Annotated in this window: 18 protein-coding genes; 8 read left to right on the top strand and 10 right to left on the bottom strand. The window is 62.1% G+C overall.

Annotated elements, in window-relative coordinates:
* Positions 1-26: 26 nt before the first annotated feature.
* From galE to QCE79_RS11020, 4 genes are all read right to left on the bottom strand, one after another.
* Positions 27-1097 (bottom strand): UDP-glucose 4-epimerase GalE, encoded by a 1071-nt coding sequence (galE, locus tag QCE79_RS11035; RefSeq protein WP_244826017.1) that lies wholly within the window; start codon positions 1095-1097, stop codon positions 27-29.
* A gap of 24 nt (positions 1098-1121) precedes the next feature.
* Complete coding sequence (locus QCE79_RS11030; protein ID WP_250465381.1) at positions 1122-2261, bottom strand: glycosyltransferase family 4 protein; 1140 nt, start codon at positions 2259-2261, stop codon at positions 1122-1124.
* Positions 2262-2384: 123 nt separating this feature from the next.
* Positions 2385-3194 carry a glycosyltransferase gene (locus QCE79_RS11025; RefSeq protein WP_250465379.1) on the bottom strand — a complete coding sequence of 270 codons (810 nt, stop codon included), beginning with the start codon at positions 3192-3194 and terminating at the stop codon, positions 2385-2387.
* On the bottom strand, positions 3191-4453 hold the full coding sequence (locus tag QCE79_RS11020; RefSeq protein WP_309844115.1) for an oligosaccharide flippase family protein: 1263 nt from the start codon (positions 4451-4453) through the stop codon (positions 3191-3193). The genes QCE79_RS11025 and QCE79_RS11020 overlap by 4 nt, the downstream gene beginning before the upstream one ends.
* 449 nt (positions 4454-4902) lie before the next feature.
* Here QCE79_RS11020 and QCE79_RS11015 point away from each other — a divergent pair, with 449 nt between their 5' ends.
* Entirely contained in the window at positions 4903-6303 is a 1401-nt protein-coding gene (locus QCE79_RS11015; RefSeq protein ID WP_244826013.1) for a phosphomannomutase/phosphoglucomutase, read from the top strand.
* 61 nt (positions 6304-6364) lie between these two features.
* Here QCE79_RS11015 and QCE79_RS11010 read toward each other — a convergent pair whose 3' ends face one another.
* The gene (locus QCE79_RS11010) at positions 6365-6796 is read right to left on the bottom strand and encodes a DUF29 domain-containing protein (RefSeq protein ID WP_309844113.1); all 432 of its coding nucleotides are present in this window, start codon (positions 6794-6796) and stop codon (positions 6365-6367) included.
* A 197-nt stretch (positions 6797-6993) separates the two neighbouring features.
* On the opposite strand from QCE79_RS11010, the gene waaC reads away from it, so the two are divergent.
* The 3 genes from waaC (at position 6994) to waaA (ending at position 10309) form a co-directional block, all read left to right on the top strand.
* Positions 6994-7989 carry a lipopolysaccharide heptosyltransferase I gene (gene waaC, locus QCE79_RS11005; RefSeq protein ID WP_309844110.1) on the top strand — a complete coding sequence of 332 codons (996 nt, stop codon included), beginning with the start codon at positions 6994-6996 and terminating at the stop codon, positions 7987-7989.
* A 68-nt stretch (positions 7990-8057) separates the two neighbouring features.
* A complete protein-coding gene (locus QCE79_RS11000) occupies positions 8058-8942 on the top strand; it encodes a Kdo hydroxylase family protein (protein ID WP_309844108.1) in 885 nt (294 codons plus the stop codon).
* 44 nt (positions 8943-8986) lie between these two features.
* A complete protein-coding gene (gene waaA, locus QCE79_RS10995; protein WP_309845290.1) occupies positions 8987-10309 on the top strand; it encodes a lipid IV(A) 3-deoxy-D-manno-octulosonic acid transferase in 1323 nt (440 codons plus the stop codon).
* 15 nt (positions 10310-10324) lie between these two features.
* Here the strand turns inward: waaA and QCE79_RS10990 are convergent, their stop codons facing one another.
* On the bottom strand, positions 10325-11575 hold the full coding sequence (locus tag QCE79_RS10990; RefSeq protein WP_404989363.1) for a glycosyltransferase: 1251 nt from the start codon (positions 11573-11575) through the stop codon (positions 10325-10327).
* A 160-nt stretch (positions 11576-11735) separates the two neighbouring features.
* On the opposite strand from QCE79_RS10990, the gene QCE79_RS10985 reads away from it, so the two are divergent.
* The 4 genes from QCE79_RS10985 to QCE79_RS10970 all read left to right on the top strand — a co-directional run bounded on the left by QCE79_RS10985 (position 11736) and on the right by QCE79_RS10970 (position 15426).
* A complete protein-coding gene (locus QCE79_RS10985) occupies positions 11736-12152 on the top strand; it encodes a hypothetical protein (RefSeq protein WP_309844102.1) in 417 nt (138 codons plus the stop codon).
* 81 nt (positions 12153-12233) lie between these two features.
* On the top strand, positions 12234-13610 hold the full coding sequence (locus QCE79_RS10980) for an AAA family ATPase (protein WP_309844100.1): 1377 nt from the start codon (positions 12234-12236) through the stop codon (positions 13608-13610).
* A 1-nt stretch (position 13611) separates the two neighbouring features.
* Entirely contained in the window at positions 13612-14274 is a 663-nt protein-coding gene (locus tag QCE79_RS10975; protein ID WP_309844098.1) for a hypothetical protein, read from the top strand.
* A gap of 90 nt (positions 14275-14364) precedes the next feature.
* Complete coding sequence (locus QCE79_RS10970) at positions 14365-15426, top strand: DMT family transporter (RefSeq protein ID WP_309845289.1); 1062 nt, start codon at positions 14365-14367, stop codon at positions 15424-15426.
* 15 nt (positions 15427-15441) lie between these two features.
* Here QCE79_RS10970 and ureG read toward each other — a convergent pair whose 3' ends face one another.
* The 4 genes from ureG to ureC are packed head-to-tail and all read right to left on the bottom strand — an operon-like array spanning position 15442 to position 19161.
* The gene (gene ureG, locus QCE79_RS10965; protein WP_244826002.1) at positions 15442-16089 is read right to left on the bottom strand and encodes an urease accessory protein UreG; all 648 of its coding nucleotides are present in this window, start codon (positions 16087-16089) and stop codon (positions 15442-15444) included.
* A gap of 32 nt (positions 16090-16121) precedes the next feature.
* Entirely contained in the window at positions 16122-16802 is a 681-nt protein-coding gene (locus tag QCE79_RS10960; RefSeq protein ID WP_250465363.1) for an urease accessory protein UreF, read from the bottom strand.
* Positions 16802-17446: an urease accessory protein UreE gene (gene ureE / locus QCE79_RS10955; protein ID WP_250465362.1), complete on the bottom strand. Its 645-nt coding sequence runs from the start codon at positions 17444-17446 to the stop codon at positions 16802-16804. Before ureE ends, QCE79_RS10960 begins: the two co-directional genes overlap by 1 nt.
* A gap of 8 nt (positions 17447-17454) precedes the next feature.
* A complete protein-coding gene (gene ureC / locus QCE79_RS10950; RefSeq protein WP_309844096.1) occupies positions 17455-19161 on the bottom strand; it encodes an urease subunit alpha in 1707 nt (568 codons plus the stop codon).
* Position 19162: the final 1 nt, after the last annotated feature.

Genomic DNA, 19162 nt, shown 5'->3' with positions numbered 1-19162 from the left:
CGAGTGAAGCAAGGCGCCGCGACGCCTCAGGCAAAGCCTCGCGGATTTTGCGACTGCCAGCGCCAGTGATCCGCGCACATGCGCTCGATGCCATGTTCCGCGCGCCAGCCGATCAGCGCGAGCGCCGCGGCCGGGTCGGCGTAGCAAGCGGCGACGTCGCCCGGACGGCGCGGCACGAGTTCGTAAGGCACGGGCTTGCCCGACGCCGTTTCGAATGCCTTGACCACATCCAGCACGCTATAGCCTTGTCCCGTGCCGAGATTGACGACGAAACTTCGGTCGAGCGACTTCAGCGCATCGATTGCGGCAATATGCCCGCGCGCCAGATCGACCACGTGAATGTAATCGCGCACGCCGGTGCCGTCGGGCGTCTCGTAGTCGCTGCCGAACACGCGCAGGCGTTCCAGCTTGCCGACCGCCACTTGCGCCACGTAAGGCATCAGATTGTTCGGCACGCCCGCCGGATCTTCGCCGATGAGCCCGCTTTCATGCGCGCCGACCGGGTTGAAATAGCGCAGCGTCGCGATACGCCACGACGGATCGGACACTTCGAGATCGCGCAAAATTTGCTCGGCGATGAGCTTCGATTGCCCGTACGGATTGGTCGCGGACAGCGGAAAACTCTCGTCGATCGGTACGCTTTGCGGCACGCCGTACACCGTTGCCGACGAACTGAACACGAAGTTGCGCACGTTGCGCTCGCGCATCACGTTGAGCACGGCAAGCAGGCTGCCGATGTTGTTGCTGTAGTACTCGATCGGCTTCGCGACCGATTCGCCCACCGCCTTCAACGCGGCGAAGTGGATCGCGCCGGTGATCTCGTGCGCATCGAAAATCCGGCGAAGCGCGGCTTCGTCGCGCGCGTCTTCCTGATAAAACGCCACCGGCTTGCCCGCAATGCGCTCCACGCGCTTGAGCGACTCCGCGCGGCTGTTGACGAGATTGTCGATGACCACCACGCCGTAGCCCGCGCCGAGCAGTTCGACGCAGGTATGCGAGCCGATGAAGCCCGCGCCGCCTGTCACCAGAATCGTGCCTCGCGAGGTGGTTTGTGCCGTGTCCTGCGCCGCGTTCTCATGCGCCCCGTTGCCATTCATCGTGTGCTCCCCAGAAATCGAAATTCAGAGTGAAATGCCGGTTATGGCGTGTATTGTGCCCTTGTATCGTTCGACGACATTTTTTTCGTCGAATTCGCGGGTGACTTTCTCGCGGCCGCGTTGCGCCATTGCTTCGCGCGCGCTACGTGGCAGCGTCAGCATGCTTTCGAGTTGCGCGGTGAGGCTGTCCGCGCTCTTGACTTCGCAAAGCAGGCCGTTTTCGCCGTGCGCGACCACTTCGCGGCAGCCGGGCACGTCGGTCGCGACGATCGGACGGCCCATCGCGGAGGCTTCCATCAAGGTGCGCGGCACGCCTTCGCGATACGAAGGCAGCACGACGCAATCCGCCGCCGCGACGAGCGGCCGAACGTCGTTCGCTTCGCCCAGATATTCGACGATATTCTCACGCTCCCACGCTTCTACGTCCGTGCGGCCGATCGCGCTGGGATTATCGACGCCAACGGGCCCCAGCAACTGGAAACGCGCATGCGGATAGCGGCGCTTGAGCCGTCGCGCCGCTTCCACGTATTCGGCCACGCCCTTGTCCCACAAGAGCCGCCCGATCAGGATGAACACGAAGTCTTCGCGTTCGGGCAACGGCTCGAAGGCGAACTCGTCGAGATCGACGCCTTCGCCATGCAGACGGCGCGCGCGATCCGGGTGCACAAGCAGTTTTTCATCGTTGAAGGCGGCGAGATCGTCCTGATTCAGAAACCAGATCTCGCGCGGAAAACGAAACGCAAAGCGATAAAGCCGCTTGGCGATCTGCGCCGTGCGGCTTTTCTGGATGAACACGTAGCCGAGTCCCGTCGTCACCGCAATCGAAGGCACGCGCGCCAGCATGGCCGCCAGCGAGCCGTAGATATTCGGCTTGATCGTGTAGTGGAAAACGAGATGCGGACGCGTCGCGCGATATTCGCGATACAGCGCGACGAGCGTCTTCAGGTCCTGACGCGGGTCCGTGCCTTTGGACGCCACCGGCAATTCGACGCAGCGGCAGCCCATTGCCTCCAGCGGCTCGAACGTGCGGTCGCGCGGCGCGATGATCGTCACTTCGGCTCCGTTGTCCGTCAGCATGCGCAGCACGCCGCGCCGGTAGGTATAAATGGCCCATGCCGTGTTGCACACGAGGGCGATGCGAAGGCGCTGCGGTGGTTTCGTCATCCGGGAGTCGTTTTTTTACGGTTCGCCGTGCAAGGCGGAACACGCCGCGCGCTTGCGCTTGTGCACGGCCAACCGTAGCGCAAAATCAATCGAAAGCAATTCGACAATAAGTTCAGGGTGCAACTATTTCGTGGGCGTGGAAGGCCGCAGCAGTTTCGCCTTCAACGCCTTGAGCGCGCGATACGGCAGCAGCAGATGCGCAATGCTCTTGCCGATGCCCGCCCAGTCGAACACGTTGCCCGCCCGCAAGTAACGCCATTGCAGGCGCAGCGTTGACAGCGTCTGCGTGCGGCGTTTCGTGGCGCTGATGCCGTTCTCGTTCAGCTCGTAGTAGAGACCGAACGCCGGCAGATTCGCGCCGTCGTAGCGTGCAAGCAGACGCAGCAGCAGATCCAGGTCTTCCGCCGCGCGATAGTCCGCGCGATAGTTGCCGACCTCGCGCACCGCCTCGACACGCAGCATCAGCGAGGGATGCGCGAAGCACGAGCGCGCGAGCATCATGCGGCGGATCGTGTCCGGTTCGGTCGGCGGCGTGAGATCGAAGAGCGGCGCGCCGCCGGTGGCTACCACGTGCGTCCACATGCCGAGCGCGGCTACACGCGGATGCGCCTCGAGATACGCACGCTGCATCGCGAGCCGCCCGGGCGTCGCGAGATCGCCGCTGTCGATACGCGCCGCGTAGCGCAAACCGCGCGCGGCAAGCGCTTCGATGCCGGCCTGCAACGCGCGCTCGATCCCGCCGTTTTCGGGCAGTCGCAGAATCGCGATCCGCATGCCGTCGATGACCGGCGCGACGATGGGTGGCGTGCTGCCGTCATCGACGATCAGCACTTGCACGGGCGACGTTTCATCGAACGAGGCGAGCGTGCGTTCCAGGTCGGCCTGACCGTTGTACGCGGGAATGAGGACGGCGACATCGGAGAGAGCGTTCATGCTGACAGGCGCAAGCGTATGTAATAGAAATTCACCGACGCCGCCGCCAGATAACCCGCAGCCAGTCCGATCAACGCGCCGTAGCCTTCGAAGCGCGGAATGGCGAACGCATTCACCGCGAACGCGACGCCGAGCGCGAGCAGCCATTTCGCGAGCAGCACGTACTTCGCCTGAAATTTCAGGACCACGAGATTGCCGATTGCCTCGATGCCCGCCGGCACCGAAAGCCACACCGCCCAGCGGAAAATTTCCGTGGCGCCCGCATAGTTCGGCCCGAAGACTCGCGTGATGATGAAGCCCGCGAGGGCGTCGAGCACGGCGGCGCCGGCGACCATCAAAACGGCGGTCAGCGCGAAGAGGCGCCACAGATTGCGCTTCAGTTGCGCGGTGTCCGTCACGCGATAAACGAACGCCGGCGCGATGGTCTGCGCCAGCATCAGCGCAAGCGCGATCCAGTTTTCGTTCAATTGCTGCGCGGCGGAATAAAGCCCGAGTTCCGCGAACGATACGCGATGCGCGAGCATCAGCCGGTCGAGTTTCAGGAACAGATACATGCAGATGAGGCCGATCCAGAACACCGTACCCGCGCTCGCGAAGTGCCTGAAGAGCGCGCGGTCGAAGTGCCAGCCGAGCCTGCCGCCGTGCCGCCGCATGTAATACACGAGAAGCACGCCGCCTATCGCCGCCGCTTCCAGCGCCCACAGCCAGCCGAAACTCGCCGCGCTCATCGCCATGCGCACGAAGGCATAGACGAGCGCCGCCTTGACGATGGCCGTGAACATGCTCGCGATCAATTGCGGCTTGCTGTAGGTCATGCTCTGCAGCCACGCGTTAATCACGCCGATGAACGGCTCGCGAAACAACATGGTGAGCGCAAGACCGGCGAGCATGGCGCCCACGAGCGGGTCGGTGAAGCCCGCCGCGATCCATGTCCAGGTCATGACGAGCGCAATCGCCGATACCGCGATGCGCAGCACGAAGGCGCTGCCGAGCACGACGCCCGTGCGCGCGGGCGGTTCCTTCACGATGGTCGGCACCAGAATTTCCGCGCCGCAGACCCACGTGATCGGCGCGATGACGAGCAAGAGCGTATTCGCGTACTGCCATTTGCCGAACGCGTCCGGGCCGAGATAGCGCGCGAGCAGCCCCGAAATGACGATGGCGACCGCAATCTGCGTCAGCCTTTCGAGCCCGAGCCAGACGATGTTGGCGAGCGCCCGCGCGACGTCCGGATTGCCCGAGCGCGTCAACGCCTTCATGCCGCGCATACCGAGGTGTGGTCGGGCATGCCGTGTGCTAGCAAAACCTGACGGTCCGACGCTTTCGCGATTTTCGCCAGCTTCGTGACAAACGTTCGCCGCAACGGAAAATAGTTTTGTGTGGTGGCGCGCGAAGGCGCCTCATTCCCGGGCATCGAGGCGAAAGAGCGATTAGGCATTGGATTAGAATGAGCGCGCGAGGCTTTACCGCGACGCGCAGCATGAAAACGTGGAAAGCGCTGAAAGACAGCGATTATAAGTGCGAACCGAAGCTCGATCCTCGAAGCCGCGGTCGCGATGCGCAAGCACACTTGCAGGCAGAATTCGAACCGTCATCTGGCATGCGCTTGCATGCCGGCGCGTTTTACATCGATCACGTTTCGACCTGCACGCCCTCATGGCTGCATCGCCGAGAATCCATCAATCAAACGAGAAGAGGTAGCCATCTTATGACCCAGGTATCCCAATCCATTTTCAAGGCCTACGACATCCGCGGCATCGTCGGCAAGACGGTCGACAAGGACGTGGCGAAGAACATCGGCCAAGCGTTCGGCAGCGAGATCCGCAAGCAGGGCGGCGATTCCGTCGTCGTTGCGCGCGATGGCCGTCTGTCCGGCCCGGAACTCGTCGGCGCGCTCGCGGACGGCCTGCGCGCGGCAGGCGTCGATGTCATCGATATCGGCATGGTGCCGACGCCCGTCGGCTACTTCGCCGCGAGCGTGCCGCTGCCCTTGCCCGAGGGCGAGCGGCGCGTGGATTCGTGCATCGTCGTGACGGGCAGCCACAATCCGCCCGACTACAACGGCTTCAAGATGGTGCTGCGCGGCGCGGCCATCTACGGCGAGCAGATTCAGAGCCTGTATCAGCGGATCGTCAACGACGACTTCGAAACGGGCGAAGGCAGCTACACCGAGTTCGACGTCCAGCAGATCTACCTCGACCGAATCCTGTCCGATGTGAAGCCGGTGCGCGGCATGAAGATCGTCATCGATGCGGGCAACGGCGTCGCGGGCGGTCTTGCGCCGCGTCTGTTCAAGGCGCTCGGATGCGAGCTGGTCGAACTCTTTACGGACATCGACGGCAACTTCCCGAACCATCACCCGGACCCGGCGCATGCCGAGAATCTGCAGGACGTCATGAAGGCGCTAAAGGAAACGGATGCCGAGATCGGCTTCGCATTCGATGGCGACGGCGACCGTCTCGGCGTGGTGACGAAGGACGGCCAGATGATCTATCCGGATCGCCAGCTGATGTTGTTTGCGCAGGAAGTGCTGTCGCGCAACAAGGGCGGCCAGATCATTTATGACGTGAAGTGCACGCGCAATCTCGCAAAATGGGTGCGCGAGCAGGGCGGCGAGCCGGTCATGTGGAAGACGGGCCACTCGCTCGTGAAGGCGAAGCTGCGCGAAACCGGCGCGCCGCTCGCGGGCGAAATGAGCGGTCACGTGTTCTTCAAGGACCGCTGGTACGGCTTCGATGACGGCCTTTACACGGGCGCGCGACTCCTTGAAATCCTTTCGCGCGTGGACGACCCGAGCAAGCTGCTCAACGACCTGCCGAACTCGCTGTCGACGCCTGAATTGCAGATCAAACTGGAAGAAGGCGAAAACTTCGAACTGATCGGACGCTTGCAGAAGTCGGCGAAGTTCGAAGGCGCGGACGATGTGCTGACCATCGACGGATTGCGTGTCGAATATCCGGATGGTTTCGGTCTCGCGCGTTCGTCGAACACGACGCCGGTCGTGGTGATGCGTTTCGAGGCGGACACCGAAGAGGCGTTGAAGCGCATTCAGGAAGATTTTCGCCGCGTGATTCTGGCTGAAAAGCCGGACGCGAAGCTGCCGTTCTGATTTGGACGGAGTGAGTCTAGATGGTTGGGAAGCGGCGCGGTTGGGCAAACCGCGCCGTTTTTCATTGGGAATAAAACTTTGCCGAAAGACTCTGCTCGGTCGACCAGGGCAGTTCTTCCGGGAACGCATCTAGTCCTTGTTCTTCGGCGGCTTTCGAAATGGCATCGGCCCACGTTCCGGTGAGCCAGCCCGAGTCGCGCAACGAAGTGTTCAGACTCGGCGTCTTTTGCAGCGCGACGCCGACGGCGCGGCGCTGTTCCTTGATCGTACGCTGCCAACTCGAGCCACGACGTCCCGGTTGGTATTGCCACTTGAGAAGATGCGCAAGCAGCACGGCCATACGGCTGGAAAGCTCGCGTTGTTCGCTCTTGCCGACGTCCTCGATTTCCTCCGCGATAGGTTCCACATCGATGGCCGAGAACTTACCAGCCCGCAGCAGCTCGGCTTGTTCCCGCGCCCACGCCACCACGTCCTGTTCGTAACGCGTTCCCATCGCAACTCCCTTTGTGGTCGGATATCCGGTACGGCTTGCCCGGTGATCGTCATGCTACCGGCTTTTTTGCGCCCTTAAATCGCTTCAGGAGACAGCGAGCGCCGCCGCGCGCACAACCCGCGCTAAAATCCCGTTTCCCCATCTCCAATTCACCGCGAGAATCGCCCGAACGCGAATCCGCGCCTGTCCCAATCAGCGTGCAAAAGATCCTGATCGTTCGCGTGTCGTCGCTTGGCGACGTCGTTCACAACATGCCGGTCATCGCCGACATTCGCCGCCGTTATCCCGATGCGCAAATCGACTGGCTCGTCGAGGAAAGTTTCGCGAGTCTCGTCGAACTCGTCGATGGCGTGCATCGCGCGATCCCGTTTTCGCTGCGGCGCTGGCGCAAGAGTTTCGCGTCGCCCGCGAACTGGCGCGAGATCGGCAAGTTCAAGCGCCAGCTCGCCGCCGAGAAGTACGATCTCGTGATCGACTGTCAAGGGCTCATCAAGACCGCGTGGGTCGCGAGCTGGGCGCGCGGGCCGCTCGTCGGCCTGGCGAATCGCACGGAAGGCGCGGGCTTCGAATGGCCCGTGCGCTTTTTCTACGACCGCCGCGTGCCGATCGAGCCGCGCACGCATGTGGTCGAACGCACGCGCCAACTCGTGGCCGCCGCGCTCGATCTGCCGCGCCCGCAGTCCAGCGACGATATCGACTTCGGCATCGATACGCGCCGTGCAACGCTCGCCATTTCAGAGCTCGGGCTGAATCTGCCGGTGCCTTATGTCGTGTTCGTGCACGCCACCTCCCGCGCCGACAAACAATGGCCCGAAGCCGCGTGGATCGAGCTCGGACAGGCGCTCGTCACGCGCGGTGCATCGATCGTGCTGCCGTGGGGCAACGAAGCCGAACGCGCGACGAGCGAGAAACTCGCGAAGGAATTCGGCGCGGCTGCCATCGTGCCGCCGAAGCTCTCGCTGCCCGCGGTCGTCGGGCTGATCGATGGCGCGGCCGCGACCGTTGGCGTCGATACCGGGCTGGTTCATATCGCGGCGGCGCTGAAGCGTCCGACCGTCGAGTTGTACAATTTCTCGACCGCCTGGCGCACTGGCGGCTACTGGTCGCCGAAGGTCGTCAATCTTGGCGACGCGAGCCGGCATCCCACGTTGTCCGAAGTCAAGGCAGCGCTCGCGGGCTTCGGTCTCTTGTAGCGTGCCGTGATAGCGTGCCCGTCGCGCATTACGTTTCCAGGCGCCAAGCAACTCAAGGTCGAAGGCACATGACGGAATCTCAAATCATCGAAGTCGCTTCGTGCGATTGGCACGGCAAAAATCTTTCCGTACCGCGCGAAACGCTGCTCGCCGGCGTCGAAAACGGCAAAGTCCTCTATTTTCCCAATCTGCGGTTCGAGTATGCGGGCGGCGAACAGGCGCTGCTCGACCCGCGCATTGCAGACCCGAAGCGCAAGAACATCAGCCTCGCGCCCAACGGCGGCGCGCTTGCTGGCGTGCTCGGCGACAACGTGATGCAGTCGGCGGTGCGCTCGCTCATCGCGCGCTATCAGACGAACGCGCGCTCCCTGGTGGATGGCCTCTTCCCCGAATACGACGGCAAGTTGCGCGTCGCGCCAACCAGCTTGCGGCTGCATCAGGTGGAAACGCGCGAGACATCCTGGCGCAAGGACGACAGCCGTCTTCACGTCGATGCCTTTCCGTCGCGGCCGAATTACGGCGAACGCATTCTGCGCGTCTTCACCAACGTGAACCCGCAAGGCGCGCCGCGTGTGTGGCGCGTGGGCGAGCCGTTCGAGGACATGGCGAAGCGCTTCCTGCCGAACATCAAGGCGCAGACGCCGGGCGCGGCGTGGCTCATGAAGCTGCTGCACATCACGAAGTCGAAGCGCAGCGAATACGACCACCTGATGCTGCATCTGCACGACGCGATGAAAGCCGATCTCGATTATCAAAAGGTTTCGCCGCAAGTGACGATGCCGTTTCCGCCCGGCTCGGTATGGGTCTGTTTCTCCGACCAGACGTCGCACGCGGTGATGTCCGGCCAGTTCATGATGGAGCAGACGTTCTTTCTGCCCGTCAAGTCGATGGCGCGGCCTGAGCGCGCGCCGCTCGGCATTCTCGAACGTCTCAAGGGCAGGGCGCTCGTTTGAACGGCGCAGCTATCGGAGCCGGCGCGCCGCCTGCCTCGGCGGTGCTGATGAGGCTCGTGTATCGCGCGGCGTGGTGGCTCGTCGCGCCGCTTGCCGTGCTGCGCCTGTTGATTCGTTCGCGCAAGGAGCGCGGTTATCGCGAGCATATTGCCGAGCGCTTCGGTCGCGGTCCCGCGCGCCGCGCCGACGATCTCGCGCCGCTCGTCTGGGTGCATGCGGTGTCCGTGGGCGAGACGCGCGCGGCGCAACCGCTCATCGAAGCGTTGCTCAAGACGCATCCCGAAGCGCGGCTGCTCATTACGCACATGACGCCGAGCGGCCGCGCGACCGGCGAGCAGCTTTATGGCGATCGCGTCATGCGCGCTTATCTTCCCTACGACTCGCCGCGTTTCGTGCGGCGTTTTCTGCGTGCTTGGCGGCCGTCGCTCGGCATCGTGATGGAGACGGAAGTGTGGCCGACGCTCATCGACGAATGCAAGCACGCGGACGTGCCGCTCGTGCTGACGAACGCGCGCATGTCGGAGCGTTCGTTCAAGCGCGCGGCGCGTTTCGGGCGCGCGGTGCGCGAAGTGTTCGGCGGCTTTTCTCGCGTGCTGGCGCAGACGCCTTCGGATGCCGAGCGGCTCATCGCGCTCGGCGCGCGCAATGTCGCGGTGCTCGGCAACCTGAAGTTCGACATGAGCGCGCCGCCTGAACTCGTCGCACGCGGACAGGCTTGGCGCGCGGCCATCGGCAATCGGCCGGTGTGGGTGGCGGCAAGCACGCGCGAAGGCGAGGAAACTTTGGTGCTGCGCGCCTTCGCCGCGCTGAACGTGCACGATGCGTTGCTGATTCTCGTGCCGCGCCATCCGCAACGGTTCGATGAAGTATCGGCGATGATCGCGGCCGCCGGCATGAAGAGCGCGCGCCGTTCAGTGTGGGCGCCAAAGGCCGTGGCGGCGGGATCGGGCGCGGACGTGTCAGAGCCGTTGCCATCGAATGTGCAGGTTTTGCTCGGCGATTCCATGGGCGAACTCGGCGCGTACTACGCGGCGTCGGATCTGGCGTTTATTGGCGGGAGTTTGTTGCCGCTTGGCGGGCAGAATCTGATCGAGGCGTGCGCGGCGGGCGTGCCGGTGCTGATCGGACCGCATACCTTCAACTTCACGCAGGCGACCAACGATGCCATCGCGGCGGGCGCGGCGTTGCGCGTGCAAGACCCGCAGGAACTCGCGCGCGGCCTGCGCGAGTTGTTCACCGACAAGCCGCAGCGTCTCGCGATGAGCGCGGCGGCCGCGGCGTTCGCGGCGCGGCATCGCGGGGCGACGGAGCGCACGGTGTCTATTCTGGGTGCGTTGCTGGACGAGGAGAGTGACGCGGAGCGTTGAGCCAGCGGCGACGACTCAGCGTGCCAGCAAGGCCGCAACGCATCGCGCGAAGCGTTCGTTGCTCGCCGCGATGCCGTATTCCTCCGCGCGTTCCAGCGCGCGCGCCTGCATGTCGGCGCATAACGTGTCGTCGGTCAAGACGCGGCGCAGCGCATTGGCCAATTCATCCACGGATTCCACTGGAACCAGCAGACCGAAGCGCCCATCGCCGAGAATCTCGCGCGGGCCGGTCGGGCAATCGCTCGCGACCACTGGCTTACCGAGCGCGAGCGCTTCGAGCAGCACCATCGGCATGCCTTCGTAGCGCGAACTCAGCACCTGCAGGCGCGCGCGTGCGACGAGCGCATGCGGATTATTTCGATATCCCATGAAATGCACGCGCGCCGCGATCCCCAGTTCGTTGGCGAGACCTTCGAGTTCGCGGCGAAACGCGCCGTCGCCGACGATCACGAGATGTTCGATGATCTGCCCGTCGCGCACGAGTTCGGCATAAGCGCGCAACAGCGTGCGATGGTCCTTTTGAATTTCGTCGAGTCGCGCGACGGAGACGATATACGGCGCGTCGCACGGCGCTGCTTCGCTGATCTGTCCGTTCTGCCGGATGCGCTCGATATCGATGGCGTTCGGCAACACGAAGATCCGCTTCAGCCCGCTGCCGAACATGGCGCGCGCTTCCGCCGCCATGTGATCGTTGAGCGCCGCGACGCCGTCGTAGCGCGCGAACTGCTCGGCAAGCCGGCGTTGTCGGCGCGGACGGCTGGCAAGCCTCGCGTCGAAGCTGAAATGATTCACGCCGAGCCACGCGATATCGAACTGACCCGCAAGCCGGCGCAGCGACATGTCGTAATCGACGATCAGCGCATGCTGGCGCGCGAGCGTTTCTACACGACGCTTCACATAGGGCCGCACGACGAGCGTATTGAAGACATCGCGGCCGATGCGCCCGAGCTTGCCCAGGCGCTTCGCGTAGCGCCGCGCCTGAAAGGTGTTGAGCCACGGCTTTTCCGCGAGGATTTCGATCTTCACGTCCGGCGGCACCAGCGCGCGAAAGCGGTTTTCGAACGCGGGCGACGGGTGCATGACGGACAACGTGACGGCGAAGCGCGTGCGGTCGAAGACGCGCAGCCATTGAATCAGCGAGGACTCGATCCCGCCATCGCCGAAGTCCACGATGTGGAAGAGGACGGGAACGGGCGTGGAATCGATTCCGGTTTGGCCTGGAAAAGGGTTCGTGGACGGTTGTTCGGACAAAGCAGCAGTGGGCATCATGTATCACGCTCGCAATTTCGGCGCAGGCGAACGTGAGGATCGAGGAAGCCGGTATGCTACCGCACGGGGTGTGGCGATGCAGAAAGCCGCCGGAAAATGCGGCGGAGTTACTGGCCGCGCGTCGTTGAAGATCATCATCGGACGAAGAAGGCACGTCATGGCGAGCGAATGGAAGCGGCGCATCATCGTGTTCGTGAAACGCTTCTGGCAACCGACGAGCGCGTGCATGACCTGCATGCCGGGAAGCTGGATGAACGTCATGAGCCTCGCGCACTGGACGCTGGCTTTCAAGACAGGGCTCGCCACGGGCATTCTCGCTGTGCTGATCACGTTCACGCCGGCGCGCAGGCTGTTTTTGAATCGATATGGCAATGCGCTCGTCGTCGGTGTTCTCACCATGATCGGCGACGCTTATTCGCATGCGAATCACTACGGTGTTCCGTTTTTCGAACCTTTGATGACGGGGCTGACTTCCGGTGTGCTGGCGCTCGTCGGGTGGTATATTTTCGAGGATCGCGGGCGGCGGATACGGGCGGTTTGGGCGTCGATCTTTCGAGCCAGCCGCTCCCGTTGAGCAGTATTGCAGCATTGGCATTCGAAGAAAAGTAGCAAGAACCGCTGACACGGAAGTCGTCCAGAAGACCATTCTTAAGACTTGCATCGCTCGCAATCTACGATGGTATGCTTATCTGACCCTGCGTCGCTGGACCAGACCGATCAAAATTCATTACTACTGCGCCGCAAAGTGATAGCCACCATTCGCATCGAGAACTACAAATCAATCACTAGCTTGCCCCTTGAACTGGGGCGAGTGAACGTTCTTATTGGTGAGAACGGTGCGGGGAAAAGCAACATTCTGGAAGCGATCGCTTTGACCGGCGCAGCGGCTGCACGCAAGCTCGATAACGAGTTCCTCGTGTCGCGTGGAATAAGAGTCGTCAGACCAGCAGATATGCGGCCGGCATTTGCGGGAGTCGATCCTCTCTCGGCGATCAAGGTTACGGTGTCCTCGAATGAAGACGAGAACGTGTTGTTCGCAATGGTCAACGACAATGAGCCGTATTCGAAATGGACGTTGAGTCAGCCAGGGGATCAGGTGGAGTTCGTGGCTGAACAGGGCGGAAAAATAGCGGCATATCTGCAATCCGTCAATGTCAGCGCTCATAGTCCGCGTGAACTAACTGATACGTTGAAAGTCGTCAGCGCCTTCGTTGAAGTTTTAGGTAAGGAATTGGAGCAGGGAAAGAAAGGTCTAAATGCATCGGCAAGATCATCCAACGAAGACTCGCCTGAAGCTCTGCTTATGTCGGTAATACACGACAAGACCCACAAATATCTTAGCGGCTTCATCACCTACTCGCCAGAAAATTCAGCGCTGAGAACTGCGCGGCGCGAGGGACAAATAGAGCCTCTGGGAATAAGCGGCGAAGGCGTTTCGCGCCTATTTGCCTACTATGTTCATCAAGCCAAGGGAGGTCAGGGAATCGACCCCGATGCAATGCTGCGCGCTCAAGAAATTCTGGAATCGCTCGATTCATCGCTGCGCGTCTTAGGCTGGTTTGACGGACTTCGCCTTGTCAACGAGAGCAAGGATGAGGCGCTGGAGATTCGCGACTTCTTCGTCGACGAGTCCGAACGCTTCTTTGAGTATTCCAGCGCGAACGAGGGGTTCTTCTTCCTGCTGTTTTATTTTCTTTTGTTTGCGAGCGATTTGACTCCGCCGTTTTTTGCTATCGACAATATCGATGCTTCATTGAATCCGGGCCTTTGTCGCAGCATGATGCGCGAGTTGGTGGAACTGGCAAAGAAGAATCAGAAGCAGGTCATATTCACCACTCACAACCCGGCCGTTTTAGATGGCCTTAACCTCGACGACGACGAACAACGTCTTTTCGTGGTTAGGAGAAACCTCGACGGTAAGACCATGGTCGATCGCGTGCTGAAGCCCAGGAATTTCGAAAATCTTCCTAACCTCAAGATGTCGGAAGCCTTCATGCGCGGGTTGATCGGTGGGATTTCAAGTTCGTTCTAAGATGAAGAAAACTGCCCTTGTTTGTGAAGGCGCGACAGATCAGCGCTTCCTTGAATATTTGTTGGACGGCTTTTATGGCGGAGACATGGTTTTCAACTCCATTCAGCCGGAACTGGATGCAACGGATAAAGATCGGCAAGGAAGCTTCGGCGGATGGGAAAATGTGTTTTCGTTTCTGGAGCGCCGTGGTGTGCTCGACGAAATTTTCGCGACGAACGATTTCTTAGTCATCCAGATTGATACCGACGTTTGCGAGCATGAACATTTTGCAGTGTCTCGCTTCGTCGACGGAGCAGAGAAGCCCATCGCGAGATTGATATTCGATGTGCGGGCAACTCTGATTGCTAGGGTACGAGTCGAAGAGTTTCTGAAGTATGAGAAGCGCATTGCATTTGCCATATGCGTGCATTCGCTCGAATGCTGGCTTCTACCGCTTCACGCCATCAACAAGGCCGACTTTACGGCGACACTGACGTGTGAAGACAGACTTCGGAAGGCTCTGGCGGCGCAGAAAGAGAAATTCGAGAAAACTGCCGCATACTATCGGAGGCTTGCGAAGCCTATGCGGAAGAAGGAAAAGAGAGAACTGTGCTGCCGGTACAACGAAAGTCTTCGTATATTCGTCGATTCTCTGCCAGGCATTAGTGACGAAATCGTTACCTGACGTTTGTCCGAGGTTGAGCGGCGTTTGCGAGCCGTCCCGGACATGAATGATGCGATAGGACAAGCAAGCTCCAACCTGCAAATCGAAGCGATGACCACTTGCCCGAACGCCGCCTTCACCGCCTTGCTCGCCGCCGCGTTATTCGGCGCGACCACCCCCATAGCCAAGGCGCTCCTAGGCACGCTTGCACCCTTCATGGTTGCCGGATTGTTCTATCTCGGCAGCGGCATCGGGCTTGCCATCGTGTTGGTCGTGCGGCAGACGCTTTCCGCCACACGCGTCGAGCGTGGCGACATCCGCATCCCGCGAAACGAAACATCGTGGCTCGTCGGCGCCATCGCGGCCGGCGGCGTCGCGGGCCCCACGCTGCTCATGCTGGGACTCGCCGCCACGCCTGCCGCGACCAGTTCGCTGCTGTTGAATCTCGAAGGCGTGTTCACCGCCGTCATCGCGTGGGTCGTCTTTCGGGAAAACGTCGACCTTCAGGTGTTCCTCGGCATGGTCGCGATCGTCGCCGGAGGCGCGGTGCTTTCGTGGCAGCCGGGCGCGGGCGGCATGACGTCCGGTGCACTGTTGGTCGCGGGCGCGTGCTTTTGCTGGGCCATCGACAACAATCTGACGCGCAAGGTATCGACGAACGATGCCTTCGTCATCGCGTGCGTGAAAGGGCTCGTCGCGGGGACGGTCAATCTCGGCATCGCCTGCATGCTCGGCGCGCGGCTTCCCGATGCGTCGCATATGCTCATGGCCATGCTTACGGGATTTGCCGGATATGGTGTGAGCCTCGTTCTCTTCGTGGTCGCGCTGCGCAATCTGGGCACGGCGCGCACCGGCGCGTATTTTTCGGTTGCGCCGGTTTTCGGCGTCGCGCTCTCGCTGCTTCTGTGGCCGGAATCGCCCTCGATGCTCTTCTGGTGCGCCGCCACGCTAATGACGCTCGGCATATGGCTGCATCTGCGGGAACGTCACGAACATGCCCACACGCACGAGCCGCTCGCGCATACGCACCGGCATCGACATGACGAGCATCATCGGCATGAACACGATTTCGAATGGGATGGCGTCGAGCCGCATGTGCATGAGCATCGGCATCTGCCGATCACGCACACGCATGCACATTTTCCGGATATTCATCATCGGCACCGTCATTGACGGCGCTCGAAGCGCCTAAACCAGCAAGCCCTTCTTCTCGATGAAGCCGATCACCGTATCCACGCCATCGAGCGCCTTGAGGTTGCACATCACGAACGGACGTTCACCGCGCATCTTCTTCGCGTCGCTCGCCATCACGTCGAGATTCGCGCCGACATAAGGCGCGAGATCCGTTTTATTGATGACGAGCAGATCCGACTTCGTGATGCCCGGTCCGCCTTTACGCGGGATCTTTTCGCCGCCCGCGACATCGATCACATAGATGGTCAGGTCCGACAGCTCGGGGCTGAAGGTCGCCGCGAGATTGTCGCCGCCCGATTCGATGAAGACGATGTCCGCATCAGGAAAGCGCGACACCATGCGATCGACGGCTTCGAGGTTGATCGACGCATCCTCGCGAATGGCCGTGTGTGGGCAACCGCCCGTCTCCACGCCCATGATGCGCTCGGCGGGCAGCGCGCCCGCAACGGTCAGGAGGCGCTGATCTTCCTTCGTGTAGATGTCATTGGTGATGGCGACGAGATCGTATTTCTCGCGCATCGCCTTGCAGAGCATTTCGAGCAGCGTGGTCTTGCCGGAGCCGACCGGCCCGCCCACGCCGACGCGCAACGGCGGCAGCTTCTTGGTTCGACGGGCGGCGGAAGAATAAGCAGGGGCGTTCATGGGCGTTGTTTGAAGTGCTTCGGTTTCTGCGATCAGGAGCGGAAAAGCCGCGAATATTGCGACTCGTGCCGCGCCGACAAAATGCCGAGTTGCGGCGCGAAAGTATTGACCTGGTTCGGCGATGTCGCCAGCGCGCGGCGCACGGCGTCGTCTATCGGCGCGCGTAACGCCACGATGATGCGCTGCCCCGCAAGTTGCCCGAGCGGCACGGCCTTGAGCGCCGCGGCCGCCTGATTCTCGACCCAACTGAACGCGTAGGCGGCGAGCATCGCGTCGGGCGCGGCATCGTGCGCGAAGGCGGCAAAGGCAAACGCCGTCGGTTGCGCAATCGGCTTGATCGCGGCAAGCGTGGCGCGGCGCGCGGCATCGCCCCATTCGAGCGACGCGCACAACTGCGCAAGCGACCAGCCCATTTGCTCGGTCTCGCGGCGCAACTCCGACGACTCGCGGCTCGCGATGTATTCGTCGTTCGCCGCGGTCAAGGCGGCTTCGTCGTGCGCGTGCCAGCGTTGCAGCTGATGCGCGAGAAACGGCAGTTCGCCGCGTGCGAGCACGTTGACGAGCCCGCTTGCAATCCAGTCGCGGGCACTGTCGGCATCGTGGATGAAACCGTGTTCGATGGCCGCTTCGAGTCCTTGCGAATAGCTGAACGCGCCGATAGGCAGCGCAGGCGACGCCAGATGCAGCAGCGCGGTGAGTTCAGCGGTTTGCATCAGTGATCGTGCTTGTGCTTGTGGTCGTGGCCATGATCATGCGAGTGATCGTGGCCGCATTGGGAGTGATCGTGATCATGGGCATCGTGAGCGTGCTTGTGCTCGTGTTCGTGGTCATGGTCGTGCGAATGCCCGTGATGCTCGCTATAAACCTTCTGCGCGAGCGCATAGTCCTCGCCGAAGGTTTCATCGTGGCCGTGCTTGTGCCCGCCGCCATAAGCGCCGGTCTCAGGCTGAAACGGCTGCGACTCATGCCCGACGATACAACCGAGACGCCTGAGCATGTCTTCGAGCACCGGATCGGCTTCGAGCTTCAAATACTCCGCGCCGACTTCGACCGGCGTATGCCGGTTGCCAAGGTGATAAGCCGCGCGTGTCAAGAGACGCACGCTCGGCGCCCGCACGATCAGCACGTCCTCCGGCGCGGCCACCACGCGCACGAAACCGCCATCGTCCGCGACGAGCATGTCGCCGTCCGCGAGCACGGTGCCGCGCGGCATCACGAGCGCGACTTCCTCGCCGTGGTCCAGCGTGGCGGCAAGGCGGCTCTTGCAGCGCGCATCGAAGGCGAGCGTGAGCGTGGGCGCGCGTTTGACGAGTACAGGTGCGAGCTTGGCGGTAAGGCGTTTATCGATAGTGCGCATGGCGTGCGTCAGAACAGGAAGTAGCGTTGCGCCATCGGCAGAACGGTGGCGGGGTCGCAAGTGAGCAGTTGTCCGTCGGCGATCACCTGATAGGTCTGCGGATCGACGCTGATGGACGGTTGCCATGCATTGTGAATCATGTCGGCCTTCGTGACATTGCGGCAGTTTTTCACGGCGACGACCTGCTTCTTCAAACCGTAGCGATCCGCAATGCGCGCTTCCGCCGCCATCTGCGAGACGAACGTCAGCGACGTCTTGCCGAGCGCGCCGCCGCGCGTGGCGAACATCTCGCGATAATGTACCGGTTGCGGCGTAGGAATCGATGCGTTCGGATCGCCCATCTGCGCCACCGCGATCATCCCGCCCTTGACGATCATCGCGGGCTTCACGCCGAAGAACGCCGGTTCCCAGAAGACGAGGTCGGCCCATTTGCCCGGCTCGATGGAGCCCACTTCATGCGCGATGCCATGTGTGATCGCCGGGTTGATCGTGTACTTCGCGACATAACGCTTCGCGCGGAAGTTGTCGTTGCGTCCGGTGTCCTCGGGCAGCGCGCCGCGTTGCACCTTCATCTTGTGCGCCGTCTGCCAGGTGCGAATGATCACTTCGCCGACACGGCCCATCGCTTGTGAATCCGACGAAAGCATGGAAAGCGCGCCCAGATCGTGGAGGATATCCTCGGCGGCAATGGTCTCGCGGCGAATGCGCGATTCGGCGAATGCAATGTCTTCCGCAATCGACGGGTCGAGGTGATGGCACACCATCAGCATGTCGAGATGCTCGTCGAGCGTGTTGATGGTGTAAGGGCGCGTGGGATTGGTGGAAGAGGGCAGCACGTTGGACTCGCCGCACACCTTGATGATGTCGGGTGCGTGACCGCCGCCCGCGCCTTCGGTGTGATACGTATGAATCGTGCGGCCCTTGAACGCGGCGACGGTGGTTTCGACGAAGCCGGCTTCGTTCAGCGTGTCCGTGTGGATGGCGACTTGCGTGTCGGTGTCGTCGGCGACGGAAAGGCAGTTGTCGATAGCCGCGGGCGTCGTGCCCCAGTCTTCGTGCAGCTTGAGGCCGATCGCGCCCGCCTTGATCTGTTCGACGAGCGGTTCCGCCAAGCTCGTGTTGCCCTTGCCGAGAAAGCCCAGGTTGACCGGCCAGCCATCGGCGGCTTGCAGCATGCGTTCGAGATGCCACGGGCCCGGCGTGCAGGTCGTGGCGTTGGTGCCGGTCGCGGGACCGGTGCCGCCACCAAGCATGGTGGTCACGCCGCTTGCGAGCGCTTCGTCGATCTGCTGCGGGCTGATGAAGTGGATATGCGAGTCGATGCCGCCCGCGGTCACGATCATGCCTTCGCCCGCAATGACTTCGGTGGCCGCGCCGATCGCGATGTTCACGTTCGGCTGAATGTCGGGATTGCCCGCCTTGCCGATAGCGAAGACGCGTCCGCCCTTGATGCCGATGTCGGCTTTCACGATGCCCCAGTGATCGAGGATCAGCGCGTTGGTGACGACGGTATCGACCACTTCGGCGGATGGGCGCTGCGACTGGCCCATGCCGTCGCGAATGACCTTGCCGCCGCCGAACTTCACCTCCTCGCCGTACGTGGTGAAGTCGCGTTCGACTTCGATGATGAGGTCGGTGTCGGCGAGGCGCACACGGTCGCCGGTGGTCGGGCCGAACATTTCCGCGTAAGCGCGGCGGCCGATGCGTAACGTCATA

Source organism: Caballeronia sp. LZ003 (assembly GCF_031451465.1).
Taxonomy (GTDB): domain Bacteria; phylum Pseudomonadota; class Gammaproteobacteria; order Burkholderiales; family Burkholderiaceae; genus Caballeronia.
The sequence above is the reverse complement of the archived record's forward strand: the minus strand, read 5'-3'. Positions and strand labels throughout refer to the sequence as shown.